Annotated in this window: 17 protein-coding genes; all 17 read left to right on the top strand. The window is 71.8% G+C overall.

Annotated elements, in window-relative coordinates; all coding sequences use genetic code 11:
- Positions 1-34: 34 nt before the first annotated feature.
- On the top strand, positions 35-1,018 hold the full coding sequence (locus I5071_RS24400) for a calcium/sodium antiporter (protein ID WP_236515213.1): 984 nt from the start codon (positions 35-37) through the stop codon (positions 1,016-1,018).
- Positions 1,019-1,031: 13 nt separating this feature from the next.
- A complete protein-coding gene (locus I5071_RS46650) occupies positions 1,032-1,160 on the top strand; it encodes a hypothetical protein (protein ID WP_268921138.1) in 129 nt (42 codons plus the stop codon).
- Positions 1,161-1,165: 5 nt separating this feature from the next.
- On the top strand, positions 1,166-1,624 hold the full coding sequence (locus I5071_RS24395) for a hypothetical protein (RefSeq protein WP_236515212.1): 459 nt from the start codon (positions 1,166-1,168) through the stop codon (positions 1,622-1,624).
- A gap of 698 nt (positions 1,625-2,322) precedes the next feature.
- A complete protein-coding gene (locus tag I5071_RS24390; RefSeq protein WP_236515209.1) occupies positions 2,323-2,919 on the top strand; it encodes a hypothetical protein in 597 nt (198 codons plus the stop codon).
- Positions 2,920-3,106: 187 nt separating this feature from the next.
- Positions 3,107-5,041, top strand: coding sequence for a PQQ-binding-like beta-propeller repeat protein (locus I5071_RS24385; RefSeq protein WP_236515208.1), 1,935 nt, complete (start codon positions 3,107-3,109; stop codon positions 5,039-5,041).
- A 10-nt stretch (positions 5,042-5,051) separates the two neighbouring features.
- Complete coding sequence (locus I5071_RS24380) at positions 5,052-7,208, top strand: VCBS repeat-containing protein (RefSeq protein WP_236515207.1); 2,157 nt, start codon at positions 5,052-5,054, stop codon at positions 7,206-7,208.
- Positions 7,209-7,218: 10 nt separating this feature from the next.
- Entirely contained in the window at positions 7,219-8,016 is a 798-nt protein-coding gene (locus tag I5071_RS24375) for a metallophosphoesterase family protein (RefSeq protein ID WP_236515206.1), read from the top strand.
- Positions 8,017-8,116: 100 nt separating this feature from the next.
- On the top strand, positions 8,117-8,884 hold the full coding sequence (locus tag I5071_RS24370) for a hypothetical protein (protein WP_236515205.1): 768 nt from the start codon (positions 8,117-8,119) through the stop codon (positions 8,882-8,884).
- 15 nt (positions 8,885-8,899) lie between these two features.
- Positions 8,900-9,277, top strand: coding sequence for an ArsR/SmtB family transcription factor (locus I5071_RS24365; protein WP_236515204.1), 378 nt, complete (start codon positions 8,900-8,902; stop codon positions 9,275-9,277).
- Positions 9,278-9,350: 73 nt separating this feature from the next.
- The gene (locus I5071_RS24360; protein WP_236515203.1) at positions 9,351-9,896 is read left to right on the top strand and encodes an intracellular growth attenuator family protein; all 546 of its coding nucleotides are present in this window, start codon (positions 9,351-9,353) and stop codon (positions 9,894-9,896) included.
- Positions 9,893-10,735, top strand: a complete 843-nt coding sequence (locus I5071_RS24355; RefSeq protein WP_236515202.1) for a bile acid:sodium symporter family protein — start codon at positions 9,893-9,895, stop codon at positions 10,733-10,735. Before I5071_RS24360 ends, I5071_RS24355 begins: the two co-directional genes overlap by 4 nt.
- A 55-nt stretch (positions 10,736-10,790) precedes the next feature.
- Complete coding sequence (locus I5071_RS24350; protein ID WP_236515201.1) at positions 10,791-11,627, top strand: arsenite methyltransferase; 837 nt, start codon at positions 10,791-10,793, stop codon at positions 11,625-11,627.
- Positions 11,624-12,199 carry a sigma-70 family RNA polymerase sigma factor gene (locus I5071_RS24345; protein WP_236515200.1) on the top strand — a complete coding sequence of 192 codons (576 nt, stop codon included), beginning with the start codon at positions 11,624-11,626 and terminating at the stop codon, positions 12,197-12,199. The genes I5071_RS24350 and I5071_RS24345 overlap by 4 nt, the downstream gene beginning before the upstream one ends.
- Before the next feature lie 111 nt (positions 12,200-12,310).
- The gene (locus I5071_RS24340; protein WP_236515187.1) at positions 12,311-12,688 is read left to right on the top strand and encodes an ArsR/SmtB family transcription factor; all 378 of its coding nucleotides are present in this window, start codon (positions 12,311-12,313) and stop codon (positions 12,686-12,688) included.
- A gap of 4 nt (positions 12,689-12,692) precedes the next feature.
- The gene (gene arsB, locus I5071_RS24335; protein WP_236515185.1) at positions 12,693-13,808 is read left to right on the top strand and encodes an ACR3 family arsenite efflux transporter; all 1,116 of its coding nucleotides are present in this window, start codon (positions 12,693-12,695) and stop codon (positions 13,806-13,808) included.
- A complete protein-coding gene (locus tag I5071_RS24330; protein WP_236515184.1) occupies positions 13,808-14,212 on the top strand; it encodes a low molecular weight phosphatase family protein in 405 nt (134 codons plus the stop codon). Before arsB ends, I5071_RS24330 begins: the two co-directional genes overlap by 1 nt.
- 93 nt (positions 14,213-14,305) lie before the next feature.
- Positions 14,306-14,635, top strand: coding sequence for a hypothetical protein (locus I5071_RS24325; protein ID WP_236515183.1), 330 nt, complete (start codon positions 14,306-14,308; stop codon positions 14,633-14,635).
- Positions 14,636-14,651 lie beyond the last annotated feature (16 nt).

The raw sequence follows: 14,651 nt of genomic DNA, 5'->3' as shown, positions 1-14,651 counted from the left end.
GACCCCTTCCTGCTGCCGACGGGCCCCTGCCTCGATGACGGGCCTGCTCCTCGATGGGCTCCGCATCGCCGGTGGGCTGACGCTGCTCTACTTCGGCGCGGAGTGGCTGGTCGGCGGGGCGGCGCGGCTCGGCCGCTCGCTCGGCGTGAGCACGATCCTCATCGGCCTCACCGTCGTCGCGTACGGGACCTCCGCACCCGAGGTCGTCGTCGGCGTGCAGGCCGCGGCCTCCGGGCGCCCAGCGATCGCGCTCGGCAACGTCATCGGATCGAACATCGCGAACCTCGGGCTGATCCTCGGCGCGACGGCCCTCGTATCGCCGCCTCGCGTCGATCGCGTGATCCCGCGGCGCGAGGCTCGGCTGCTCGTGGTGAGCGCGCTCGCGCTTCCGCTCCTGTTGATCGACGGCGACGTGTCGCGATGGGAAGGCGCAGCGCTGCTGATCGTCGCGGTGGGCTACACGCTCTGGATGATCCGCACGTCGCGCCCCGACGCGGGTGAGGCGCGCGAGACAGCGGAAGTCACTGCCGACGCGGCGGACGCCGCGGGCGCCGCGGAGACCAGCGGCGCCGCGCGCGCGAAGCTCGGTGGGTTGGTGGTTCTCGGGCTCGTCGCGCTCGTCATCGGCGGGAGTGTGTTCGTCGACGGAGCGGCGGGGCTCGCGCGTACGGTCGGGATGAGCGAGCGATTGGTGGGCCTCACCATCGTCGCGATCGGTACCTCGCTGCCGGAGCTCGCGACGTCGCTGATGGCGGCGCGCAAGGGGCACTCGGACATCGCGGTCGGCAACGTGGTCGGGTCGAACATCTTCAACGTGCTCCTGTGCCTCGGCGCGGCCGCGCTCGTGGGCCACGTCGGAGCGCCGTTCGAAACGGTCCGCTCGGACGTCGTGGTGCTCGTGGGAACGACGTTGATGGCCGCCGCGATGATGCGGACGGCACGAACGATCACCCGCGCCGAAGGCGCGGTGCTCGTCGCGGCGTACGCGGCTTACCTCGTGTGGTTGGGACTCGGATGAAGGGGAGAACGCGATGAGGAAGAACGATGCGCGTGGCTCGAGCGGTGCTCCGCCGGCCGCACCGGGTGGCGCCGGTTGGTTCTTGGTCATCATCGGCGCGCTCTTCGTGGGCGCGATCGTGCTGGGGATGCTCACGCGCTGAGAAGCGTGAGGCGCGTTCTCCTGTTCGAGACGGATCGCGAGCGCGCGATGGCGAGCGCGCTCGCGCTCGCGCACCGGTACGACGTGCACGTGGCGACGAGCGCGGGGGAAACCCTCGAGAAGCTCGCCGCGACGCGTTACGACGTGCTGTGGGTCGACTTCGCGTCCGTCGCGTCCGCTCCGCGCGAGCGGTCGTGGGGCTTGCCGGTCGTGATGAGCGGGCCGCCGTCGATCGCGGAAGCGGCCGTTCGCGCCGGTGCCTCCTGCGTGCTCGGAGTGCCGTACGAGCTCGCGAGCGTCGTGGCGTGCCTCGACTTCGCGAGCACCGGCTCGAACGTCGCGTCACTCGTGCAATGGGCTGCCGCAGTCGCGCCACCGGACGTGCGCATCGAGGTCGCGCGCACGCTGCTGGTTCAGCTGGCCGAGGATCCCACGCTGCTCACGCTCACGCTCGACGAGGGCTAGACGAATGTCGGACGATGGCAGGGCTCTCGGTCGGGAGCCGCTCACCGGGTACGACGATCGATTGGCTCGACCGCCGCGCGTCGACGCACGCTCATCGATCAGAATCGACCTGTTGGGGACGCTGACCGGCTGTGGGATTTCAGAATCGCCCAGGCCGTGAGCGAGTCGGCGCGATCGATTCCAAAATCGACCTATGGGGTCACGCCGACCCGATTTCTGATTTCAGAATCGACTCATGGGGTCGCGCTGACCCGGTTTCCGATTTCAGAATCGACCAATGGGGTCGCGCTGACCCGATTTCTGATTTCAAAATCGGGCTTTGGGGTCGCGGAGACCCAATCGCGCCTTTCGCGCATTTCACGCGCGGTTCCGACGCAACGGCGCACCGCTCCTTCCGATGACCGGGCACTCGCGCACGAGAGCGCGAAGAAGCGAAGGAGCGCGACCGTGCCCGCCAGGCCCCGTACCGACACCCCGTCCACCCCCACCGACTCGTTGACGCCGAAGGAAGCGCTCGAGACCAAGCGCGAGCTCCTGGAGCGGATGCCCGCTGCGGAGATGCTGCGCCTGCCCGGGCTCGACCCCTCGACCGCCGCGGGAGTCGTGATCGGCAGCCTCCCGCGCATCGCGACCCTGCGCGGTTCGATCCTCGAGCGCTTCGGCGTGGAGGGGCTCGCGATCGCGACGAGCTTCCCGTCGTGGCCTACGCGACCGTGCAGGCGAACATCGAGCTCACCGCGTCGGACGCGATGTCCGATCTCGCCGGCATGGCCGCCGATCTCGGCGAGGAGCACACGCTCGTCTTCACCGACGCCGAGTCGCTCGCGAACCGCAAGCTGATCGAGCGCGCGCGCGTCGAGGCGGGCCGCCCGGTGCAGGGCTATCGCACGCTCGTGACCAGCACGCTGGTGATCGTTTCGTTGCTTCGCGAGCACTGGAGCGCGGTGCGCGGCAAGACGCCGCTCACCGTCGACGATCTCGAGCGCGTCGAGAAGAAGGCGCAGACGATGCTCCAGCGCCTCAACGAGCGTGAGCAGGGCTCGACGCGCCTTCCCGCGGCCGAGCTGCGTACTCGCGCGATCAGCTTGCTCGTGAGAACCTACGGCGAGGTCCGCCGCATGCTCACCTACGTGCGCTGGTGGGACGACGACGCGGACAGCATCGCGCCCTCGCTCTGGTCGGGCCGCCGCCGCGGCAGCCGGAACGACGTCGTCACCCCGACCGAGCCGGGGACGCCGGTCACGCCGATCCCGACGCCCGGCCCGATCAACGGTGGTGGTCCGTTCACGTCGTGACGTGAGGCGCGGAGTGATCCGCGCCTCGTTCGTTCTCGGAGACCGACATGACTCCTCGACTCCGCCTCGGTGGGCGCCACTCGATCGAGGGTCGTCACGGGCTCGGTGCGCTCGAGCGGCGAGACGATCGGTGGGCGCCGTTGACACGACTCGGCGCGCCGCCGAGAGTCGTCCAGCCGGAGGTCCGATGCGCCCAGCCACGCTGATGATTGGAGTGACGCTCTGGGCGTCGATTGGCTGCGCGTCGGAAGGGGACGGATTCATCGACGCGGGAGACCGCCCCTCGGACGCGCAGCCATCGATCGACGCATCCGAGCCGTCGCACGACGCATCCGAGCCGTCGCACGACGCGCCGACGCTTCTCGACGCGCGCATCGCGCCCGACGCGGCGCCGGGATGCGGGCCCGGCGAGACGATGTGCGGTGCCGCCTGCGCCGACACCCGCAACGACCCCGCGCATTGCGGCGCCTGCGACGAGGCGTGCCCGTCGCGCGATCACGCGAGCCCGACGTGCCGCGGCTCGAGCTGCTCGTTCGTGTGCGACGCGGGTTGGGCCGACTGCGACGCGAACGCGACGAACGGATGCGAGACCTCGCTCGCCGCAGATCCGTCGAACTGCGGCGCGTGCGGGACCGTCTGCCCTCCCGGCGCAGGCCTGCCCGGCGCGTGCATCGATCGCGCGTGCGGCATCGCGTGTCCGACGGGCTCCGCCGACTGCAACGACTTCCGCGGCGACGGGTGCGAGGTCGCCACCGCAGCCGACCCCGCGAACTGCGGTGGCTGCGGGGTGGCGTGTGGTGACGGCGAGGCGTGTCGTGAGGGCGTCTGCCGCCCGCGCTTCGTCTGGTCGCGTCGTCTGGGAGGGACGGGCAACGATTCCGCGGCCTGGATCGACGCCGACCTCGCCGGGAACGCCTACGTGGCGGGCGTGTACACGCCGCCGGTCGATCTCGGAGGCGGCCCGGTCACCGCGTCCGCGTCCGGCACGAACTACTACCTCGCGAGCTACGACGCGACGGGCACGCATCGCTGGTCGCGCGACATCGCCGTCGTCCGGACCGGCGTGTCGGGCATGATGAGCGGGATCGCCGTGGCCGCCGACCGCGTGTTCGCAGCCGGCCGCGTCTCCGTCGGTTCGCGCGCGGTGCTCGTCGCGAGCTACGACGCCGTGACCGGAGCGCCCGGCTGGACCCTCGACGTCGACACGACCGCGAGCGCCGACGTCGTGATCCGTGCGATCGCCACCGACCCGACGGGGACCGTCCTCGTCACCGGCGAGCTCGAGGGCACGTACGACCTGGGCGGCGGCCCCGTGACCGCGGCGATGACGGGGTACGGAGCGTTCGTCGCCGCCTACGACGGCGCGACGGGCGCGCATCGCTGGTCGAGAGCGTTCACCGCCGGCCGGCCCCAGGCGATCACCTCGGACGATGCGGGCAACGTGTACGTCGCGGGGAGCACCACGTACCACGCGGATCTCGGAGCGGGACCGTCGCCCGGGACGGCGTCTCCTCGGCTGTGGATCGCGAGCTACGACCCGACGGGTGCGTACCGCTGGGCGCGGCTCTCCGCGGGCGATTGCAGCGGCACTCGGATCGCCTCGAACGGCAGCGACGCGCTCTATCTGATGGGCTCGTTCGACACGAGCATCGACGTCGGCGGCGGCGCCTTGAGCAGCGCGGGGCTGACCGACATCGTGGTCGCGGGCTTCGACGCATCCACCGGCGCGCATCGATGGTCGCGTCGCGCCGGGAGCGGGTCTCGGGAGGACGTCTGGGGCGGCACGCTGGACCGCACGACCGGGGTGCTGACGCTGACCGGGTCGTTCGACGGCCTCACCGACTTCGGCGGCGGCGTGCAGCTCTCCGCGTGCTGCTACGCGCTCGGCATGCCGTACACCGATGCGTTCCTCGCGAGCTACGACGCTGCGGGCGGCGCGTTCGTGTGGGCCAACCAGTACGGCGAGGCGGACTCCGATTCCGGGAGAGCCGTCACCGCAGCGGGCGGCGCGCTGTATTTCGTGGGCTCGTTCCGGCGGGGCGTCTCGTTCGGGAGCGGCGGCGAGCTCCTGACCACCGGCGGGACCGACGGATTCGTCGCGGTCGCCAACCCTTCACCGTGAGGACGCATCGATGACGGCTGGACCGAGCGGGCGCCGCGAGCGCCACCCGTGGATTGCAGCGTTCCTGGTCGTGATCGGCGCGTGCGCCGAGCCCACCGCCGACCACGACGCGTCCTCCCCGGACGCGATGGGCCCGGTCGACGCCGACACGGCGTCGAGCGACGCGACCACCGCCGCCGACGCGGAGCTCGTCGACGCTTCCGACGTCGACGCGTTCGACTGCGACGCCGACGGAGACGGCCACGGATCGAGCGTCTGCGGGGGCGACGACTGCGACGACTCCGATGCGAGCCGGCACCCGGACGCTGCCGAGACCTGCGACACGCGCGACGACGATTGCGACGGCTCGACCGACGAGGAGCCTGCCGCGAGCGAGAGCTGCGCGATCGCGCACGGGGCGAGCAGCTGCGTGTCGGGCGCGTGCGTCGTCAGCGCGTGCGACCCGGGCTACCACGCATGCGGCGACGACTGCGCGGCCGACACGTCTCCGGCGTCGTGCGGGACGAGCTGCACGCCGTGTCCTGCGCCCGCGCACGCGACGTCGAGCTGCGATGGGGTCACCTGCGGGTTCGCGTGCGACTCGGGATACACGCTCGTCGGGACGGAGTGCGACGTCCCTGCGCCGCGCCCGATCGCGCCGCTGTCGACCGCGACGGTCAGCTCGCGACGACCCACGCTGCGCTGGAGCCTCGCGCCCGGCACCGACGGCGCGCGCGTCGAGATCTGTCGGGACCGCGCGTGCACGACGGTCCTCGAGACACTCGACGCGACCGGCACCAGCGCGGCGCCGAGGAGCGATCTGCCGGCCGGCGTCGTCTTCTGGCGACTGCGAGGCCGCGTCGGATCCGCGACCGGCACCGCCCCGAGCCCGACGTGGCAGCTCGTTCGCGGCGCGACGGGGGCGACGATCGACAACTCGTGGGGCACGACGCTCGACGCGAACGGCGACGGACATCCGGACGTCCTCGTCGGAGCTCCCGGCGCGACCGATCCCGCGACGAGGATGTTCGTCGGTGCCGCCTATCTCTTCGCCGGGCGCGCGGGGGGGCTGGCCCGTACGCCCGATCCGACGACGACCCTCGCGAGCCCGGACGGAGCCGGTGGGCACTTCGGTGTCGCGGTCGCGAGCGCCGGCGACGTGAACGGCGATGGATTCGCCGATGTCGTGATCGGCGCGGACGGGGTGAGCGCGAACACCGGCGCGGCGCACGTGTACCTCGGCGGACCGTCGGGGCTGTCGGTGAGCGCCGCGACCGACCTCGTGGGCCCCGACGGAGCCGGCGGGTTCTTCGGATCGCGGGTGCTGAGCGCGGGCGATGTGAACGGCGACGGCTACTGCGACGTCGCGATCGCCGCGCCGAGCGTGCTGTCGACCCGAGGAGCCGTGTACGTGTACCTCGGCGGCGCGGTGGGTCTCGCGACGACGCCCGCCGTCGCTCTGAGCGGGCCGCGGGTCGCCGGCCGGTTCGGAACGGGGATCGCGAGCGGCGACTGGAACGCGGACGGCTATTCCGATCTCGCCATCGGCGCGCCGTTGGAGAGCGCCGACACCGGGCGCGTGTACGTGTTCTTCGGCAGCGCGCTCGGCCTCGCGACGGTGCCCGCGGTGACGCTCACTCCGCCGGCCGGCGACAATGGCTGGTTCGGTCGCTCGCTCGCGAACATGGGCGACACCGCGCCGGTCGACGGCTACCCGGACCTCGTCGTCACGGAAGAAGACGCGGTCCCGGCCTCGTGTGCGGCTCGGACCTATCGCGGCCGGAGCGGCGGAATCTTCACGACCTCGCTGAGTCGCGTCGTCGTGTCGGGCAGGCCGTGCGGAGTCGCCGGCGCAGGCGACGTGGATGGCGACGGCGACGGCGACCTGCTGGTCGGCGTTCCGAGCACCGGCACGGCGTACCTCTTCGTGAGCGGCGCGAGCGGCCCCGCGAGCCCCGCTGCGGCGGAGATCACCGAGGCCACGTCCGCAGGGTTCGGCACAGCCCTCGCCGGCACAGGCGATCTCGACGGCGACGGCGACGGCGACGTCATCGTCGGCGCGCCGGGAACGGCGATGTCGCTCGGCGCGGCATACGTGTACCGCGGAGACGGCGCCGGTCTCGCGACGTCGTGGGCGACAGCGCTCGCGGCGCCGGCAGATGGCCAGTTCGGCACGTCGGTGTACTGACGGGCGAAGGATGCGCATCGCCTGGGCCACGGACGTCCACCTCGACTTCCTGGATGCGACGGGCGTCACGAGGTTCGCGCGCGCGCTCGCCCAGAGCGGCGGCGAGTGTGTCGTGCTCACCGGCGACATCGCGGAGGCGGGCTCGCTCTCACCGCTGCTCGAGCAGATCGCGTCGGTGATCGAGCGGCCGATCTACTTCGTGCTCGGCAATCACGACTTCTATCACGGCAGCATCGAACGAGTGCGCGCCGAGATGACTGCGCTGAGCAGCGCCTCGCGATGGCTGCGATGGCTGCCTGCGATCGGTGCGATCAGGCTCGGGCCGACCACGCTGCTCGTCGGGCACGACGGCTGGGGCGATGGGCGCGCCGGCGACTACGAGCGCTCGGAGATCTGGCTCAACGATCATCTCTTGATCCGCGAGCTCACCGGCCTCTCGCGCGACGTGTTGCGCGCTCGGCTCGAGGCGCTGGGCGACGAGGCCGCGGCGTCGCTGCGCGCGCATACCGGCGCGACTGCGATGCAGGGCATACAGCACTGCGTGGTCGCGACGCACGTCCCGCCGTTTCCCGAAGCGAGCTGGCACGAGGGCGCGATGTCGGCACCCGACTGGCTCCCGTTCTTCGCGTGCCAGGCGATGGGAGATGCGCTCCTCGAGCTCGCGGAGCGCCACCCGAGCTGCACGTTCACCGTCCTCTGCGGGCACACGCACTCCTCGGGAGTCGCGCAGATTCGCGGGAATCTGCGGGTCCACACCGGCGGCGCGGAGTACGGCGCGCCAGCGCTCGCCGCGGTGCTCGACGTGTAGTCACGCTCGTCATCCCGACCGATTCACGACGAGCGCGCGGCTCGTCGACGTCGCGAGCGCATGGCTCGGAACCTCGACGCGGCCGCGCGGTCGCACCGTGATGCCGATGCTCGTCCTGCGCTTCGCGGTGCTCGCATTGCTCGCCGCGTGCTTCGCCACTGCGTCGTGCGCGCGCTACGGGCTCGAGTCGGCGGGCGCGATCGTCCTCGAGGCTCCGGGTTGGTTCGTGGTCCTCGGCGCGCCACTGCTCGCGCCCTTCCTCACCAGCACGCGGTCCGTGGTCCGCGCGTCCGTCGCCGCCGCGCTGCCGCTACCCATCGCGGCGACGACGTGGACCGACCGCGACGTCCTCGCGTCGTGCTTCGCCATCGCCGCGACCGTGGTGCTCGTCGCGCCGCTCGCGGTGGTGGTCCGGCGGTCCGACGAGCCCGCGGTGACTCGCATCGCGGTGTCGGCGGCCATCGCAGGCGCGCTGCTTCCGTTGGCGTTCGCGACGCTGCTGTGGTGGCCGGAGACCGGCAGTCTCGGGAGCGTGACCGGCCGTGTGTGGCCGACGCCCCACGTCGCCCTCGCCACGGCTGCGCTCGCCGCGGCCCTCCGCGCGCTCGAACGCCGATCGGGGCGCGCGCTGCTCGCGCTCGCGCTCGCGGCGGTCGCGATCGCCACCGCGCCGACTCTCGGTACGCACGGCACGGGCTGCGTCGCGTTCCCGGGGCCGCTCGAGCTCGTCCGGTGGCCCGTGGCGCTCGCGTGTCTCGCGCTGGCTCCGTGGGTGGGGCCGATTCGGCGGCACCTGCGCGGGGATCGCGAGCACCGCGTGCTCGGCGCGCACCATCCGACGCGGCGTCTTGACCGGCGAAGCGTGTAGAGCCATACACGCATCGTGGCGACGGAACGCGAACGCGCGGCGCGCGAGCTGGTGAAGGTGCTCGATTCGCGCCTTCTCTCGGCGCTCGCCGAGCCCGCGCGCGTCGAGATCGTCAAGTTCCTCCTGCTGAACGGGCCGTCCGAAGCGGGCGTGATCGCGGCCCCGCTCCCGCTCGAGCGATCGGTCGTGTCGCGTCATCTGAAGGTGCTCCTCGACGCGGGCCTGGTGAGCGCGCGCAAGGAAGGCCGGCGGCGCATCTACGACGTCGACGGCCCGGGATTCCTCGCTCGGCTCGAGGCGATCACCGCCGAAGCGCGCGCGCTCGTGATGTTGTGCTGCCCGCCTCCGGCGCTCGTGACGCTGCGTCGCAAGGGACCGGCGCGCGGCGACTGAGACGACGCGGGCCGCGCGGCCGATCGGACTTCGCGCGCCCGTATCTGTGCATGATTGTACACGGGAGAACGAGATGCAGATCGACGAAGACCTCTCACTGCTGGCGTCGCTGGTGCTCGCAGCGTTCACGGCGCTCGCGGCGATCGACGGGATCTATCTCCACCTCGTCCGCGACCGTCTCCACGCGCGCCCGGAGACGCGGCGCGAGCACGCGCTGCACACCGCGCGCGCGATGCTCTTCGGTCCGATCGCCCTCGTGCTCTTCGCGTTGCCCTCGGCGGGAGCGCTCCTGTGGCTCGGCGTCGGGCTCGCCGCGGCGGACACCGTCGTGGAGCTCTGGGACGTGTTCGTGGAGCCCGAGTCGCGTCGCGAGCTCGGCGGTCTGTCGCGCGGTGAGTATCTGTTGCACGTCGTGCTGACGATCTTGCGAACTGCCGCCATCGCGCTCGCGCTCGCGGCCCGCCCGGCGGACGCGTGGGCCTGGGATGCGCCGTCGATGTCGACCGGGCTCTCGTCGCTCGGCGCCGCGATCGCCGCCAACCTGGTGCCGGGCGCGATCGTGATCGCGATCGTGCACGTGTGGCTCGCGGTGCGCGGCGCGCAGTGGGCGCGGGCATGACGCTCCTCGAGCGCGTCGTCGCTGCGCTCCTCGTCGTCGCGTCGATGGCGGCGGTGGGGCTCGATCTCGACGCCGCGCGGGCGCGATCGATCCTCGCGCAGCGCGGGCTCCTCGTGCGCGCGATGATCGCGACGCTCGTCGTCGTGCCGCTCACTGCCGCCGCGGTCCTCGCGCTGGCGCCGATCGACGCCGACACGCGGGTAGGGCTGACGCTCGCCGCGTGCGCTCCCGGCGGCGCGTCCGCGACCGTGCTCACGCTGCGCGCGCGGGGAAACGCCGCGCTCACGGCCGCGCTCGTGGTGCTCGCGACGTTGCTCAGTGCGCTCGCGACGCCGGCGCTCGTCGCGCTGCTCACGGGCGGGGGCTCGCGCGCATCGCTGGTCGCCGCGGCGAGCGGCGCCGGCGTGGCGATCGCGCTGCAGCTCGTGCCGCTCGGGCTCGCGGTGATCGCGCGGGCGCACCTCTCGGGCGACGTGACGGTGCGCGCTGCGCGCATCGCGAACGCGGCCTCGAACCTGTTGCTCCTCTCGCTGATCGCCGGCATCGCGATCGCGCGCTGGCGCTCGGTGCTCGAAGCCGGGCCGTGGACGTTCGGTGCCTCGGTGCTCCTGACGCTCGTGGGCGTGATGGCGGCCCAGCTGCTCGGACGTGGCGCGGAGCGCGCGAGCCGCGTCGCGCTCGGCGTCTCGACCGGCGTGCGCAGTCTGTCGCTGGCGCTCGCGCTCGCCGCGACCGTGTACCCCGCGCCCCGAACGACCGAGGCGATCCTCGTCTACGGCCTCGCGATGTATCTGGTCGTCGGCGTCGCGGCCGAGATCGCGCGCCGAGCGGACCGATGACGATTGTCTGCGTCCTTCCGGCGGAGAGCCCGTCTTCCCTAGCAGGAGGCTCGAGATGACCGACACCAAGACGATGGACGAGATCCGGGGCACCGTGCGCGAGACGTACGGGAAGATCGCGCGCGAGGGTGGCTCGTGCGGGTGCGCGCCGAGCGGGTGCTGCGGCCCGACCAGCGCAGGCCTCGGCGTCGGCTCGACGAGCGCAGGCCTCGGCTACAGCGACGCCGAGCTCGCGGCGGTCCCGCAGGGCGCCGACATGGGCCTCGGCTGCGGGAACCCGCAGGCGATCGCAGCGCTGCAGGAGGGCGAGACCGTGCTCGATCTCGGCAGCGGCGGTGGCTTCGATGCGCTCCTCGCGGCGCGACAGGTCGGACCGAAGGGAAGCGTGATCGGCGTCGACATGACGCCCGACATGATCTCGAAGGCACGCGCCAACGCGGCAAAGGCGGGCGCGACGAACGTCGAGTTCCGGCTCGGCGAGATCGAGCGTATGCCGGTGTCGGATGCGAGCGTCGACGTCATCATCTCCAACTGCGTGATCAACCTGTCGCCCGACAAGGCCGCCGTGTTCCGCGAGGCGTTCCGCGTGCTGCGACCGGGCGGTCGTCTCGCCATCGCGGACGTCGTCGCCACTGCCGTGCTGCCCGACGCGGTGCGCGCCGACGTCGCCGCGTACACCGGGTGTGTCGCGGGCGCGGCGCACGTCGAGGAGCTCCGCGCGATGCTCACCAAGGCCGGTTTCGGCGAGGTGCGCGTCGACGTGAAGGAAGCCTCGCGCGCGACGATCCGCGACTGGTTCCCCGAGAGCGGCGCGGAGCGCTACGTCGCCTCCGCGGCGATCGAGGCGATCAAGCCCGGCAAGTCGTGCTGCGGTCCGGAGTGCTGCGCGTGAACGATCCCCAGGCGGAGCGCGTGTGGCGCGAGCTCGAAGGACGCCTTCGCGCGTTCGTCGCGCGTCGTGTCGCCGCGCCCGCCGACGTGGACGACGTGCTGCAGGACGTGTTCTTGCGAATGCAGCGCGGCATCGGGCAGGCGCGCGATCAGGAGCGGCTCGCGCCGTGGCTCTTCCAGGTCGCGCGGAGCGCGATCGCGGAGCACCGGCGCACGCGCGCGCGTCATCCCGTCGCGGGCGACGACGTCGTGATCGAAGCCGCGCCCGACGACGGCGAGAGCGACGACGCGCTCACGCGCGAGCTCGTGGGGTGCGTCGCGCGCTTCGTCACGATGCTCCCGTCGCCCTACCGCGAAGCGATCACGCTCACCGAGATCGAAGGCGTGTCGCAGAAGGACGCCGCAGCGATGCTCGGCGTGTCGCACTCCGGCATGAAGTCGCGGGTGCAGCGCGGGCGCGAGCAGCTCCGGCGCATGTTCGAGGAAGCGTGCGCGATCGAGCTCGATGCGCGGCGTCGCATCACGGAGTGCACGCCGCGCGGGTGCAGTGGGTGCAAGGGCGAGCCGAGCTAGCCGCGGCGCGATATCGTACTTCGTCGAAGTGAACGATGAGCATTCGCGCCAATCTCGTGTCGCTCGATCGACGGTATTGACGGTCGTCGATTTCGCCGTAGTCTGCGCGCGATGGCTCGAAACGACCTTCGCGACCGCTGCGACACGCCGGCCGTCATCGCTCCGCGCTCGATTCGCGGTCACGCGCCGCTCCTGCGAGCGCTCGCCGACGAAGCTCGTCTCGAGATCGTCGCGCGTCTCGCGGCCGCGGGCCGGGCGGTGTGTGTCTGCGACATCACGCCTGGCCTCGGTCTCGCGCAGCCGACCGTCTCGCATCACCTGAAGGTCCTCAAGGACGCGGGTGTCGTGTGCTCCGAGCGGCGCGGCTCGTGGGTCTACTACTCGCTCGACTTCTCGATCGTCGGTGCGCTCGGCGACCTCATCTCCGCGCTCGCACCGCCGCGTCAGGCCGCGCTCGAGGCGCCCGAGAAGCTCGCGAAGGAAGGCTGACCCGATGTCCGCGCAGACCACGGGCGTCGCCCGGAATCTCTCGTTCCTCGATCGCTACCTGACGCTCTGGATCTTCGGCGCGATGGCGGTGGGCGTGGCGCTCGGCGTGCTCGTGCCCGGCGTGCGCGACGCGCTCGGCGCGATGAACGTCGGCACCACGTCGGTGCCGATCGCGATCGGGCTCGTGCTGATGATGTATCCGCCGCTCGCGAAGGTTCGCTACGAGGATCTCGGCAAGGTCTTCCGCAACCGGCGCGTGCTCGTGCTCTCGCTCGTGCAGAACTGGGTGATCGGCCCGGTGCTGATGTTCGGCCTCGCGATCCTGTTCCTGCGCGACGAGCCCCAATACATGCTCGGGCTCATCCTGATCGGGCTCGCGCGCTGCATCGCGATGGTGATCGTCTGGAACGATCTCGCGAAGGGCGACACCGAGTACTGCGCGGGCCTCGTCGCGTTCAACTCGATCTTCCAGGTCCTCTTCTTCTCGGTCTACGCGTACTTCTTCGCGACGCTGCTGCCGAGCTGGCTCGGGCTCGAGGGCGCGGTGGTCGACATCACGATCGGCGAGATCGCGCAGAGCGTCGCCATCTACCTCGGCATCCCGTTCGCGGCGGGATTCCTGACGCGCTTCGTGCTCGTTCGCGCGCGCGGCGCCGACTGGTACCAGACGACGTTCGTCCCGCGGATCGGGCCGATCACGCTGGTCGCGCTGCTCTTCACGATCGTCGTGATGTTCTCGCTCAAGGGCGAGACGATCGTCGAGCTGCCCTTCGACGTGCTGCGCATCGCGCTGCCGCTGCTCGTCTACTTCGTCGTGATGTTCCTGGTCTCGTTCTTCATGAGCAAGCGCGTGGGCGCGACCTACGGACAGAGCGCGACGCTCTCGTTCACCGCGGCGTCCAACAACTTCGAGCTCGCGATCGCGGTGGCCATCGCGACGTTCGGCATCGACAGCGGCGCGGCGTTCGCCGCGGTCATCGGGCCGCTGGTCGAGGTGCCGGTGCTCATCGGGCTCGTGAACGTCGCGCTCTGGCTGCAGCGCAAGCACTTCCCCGGCACCGACGTGGAGATCATCGCGGCGCCGTGCGCGCCGGGCACCGTGAACGAGACGAGGGCGTGATGAAGACCTATCTGTTCGCGTGCGTGCACAACGCGGGTCGCTCGCAGATGGCGGCCGCGTGGCTGGAGCACCTCGCCGATCCCACCAAGGCGCGCGCGATCTCCGCCGGCACCCAGCCCGGACCGCGCGTGCATCCGGAGGTCGCGGTCGCGATGCGCGAGGTCGGCATCGAGCTCGAAGGGCGGCAGCCGCAGCGACTGACCGACGAGCTCGCGCGCGGCGCGACGATGCTGATCACGATGGGCTGCGACGAGCAGTGCCCGGTGGTGCCCGGCCTCCGTCGCGACGACTGGCCGTTGCCCGATCCGAAGGGCAAGCCGATCGACGAGGTGCGCGCGATCCGCGACGGCGTGCGCGCGCGTGTCCTCGCGCTGATCGCGCGCGAAGGGATCGGGCGCGGATGAAACGTCGAGCGCGGGATCCGTTTCACGACGTTTCACGCGCGGCGTGATCGCGAGGAATTCGCGCGGGCATGCCGAGTGCTGTGCATCCCGAGCGTGTCGTTCGGTCCCCTCCGACGCGGCGTGACGATCGCGCTCGCGGTCGTCGTCTCCTTCGCCGTGCAGGTCAGCGCATACCGCGCTCTGCGCTGCGAGCGAGCGAAGCCGCTCGTGCGCGCGACGGCGTACGTCGGCGCCGACGGTACGGCGGCGGACCAGCTCGCGGAGGTCGACGACGCGGCGCCCTGCGCGCCGACGATCGGCCTCGCTCCTGCGTGCACCACGGTGCGCGCGCCGGTCGTCGAGCTCGCGCTCGAGCGCAGCCGCGCGCGCGACTCGGCCCATCCCCGCTCGACACGCCTCGATCGACCTCCACGGACCGCCTGACGCTCGGCTCTCCGAG

Origin of the sequence: Sandaracinus amylolyticus, assembly GCF_021631985.1 — a bacterium.
GTDB classification, from domain to species: domain Bacteria; phylum Myxococcota_A; class Polyangia; order Polyangiales; family Sandaracinaceae; genus Sandaracinus; species Sandaracinus amylolyticus_A.
The sequence above is the reverse complement of the archived record's forward strand: the minus strand, read 5'-3'. Positions and strand labels throughout refer to the sequence as shown.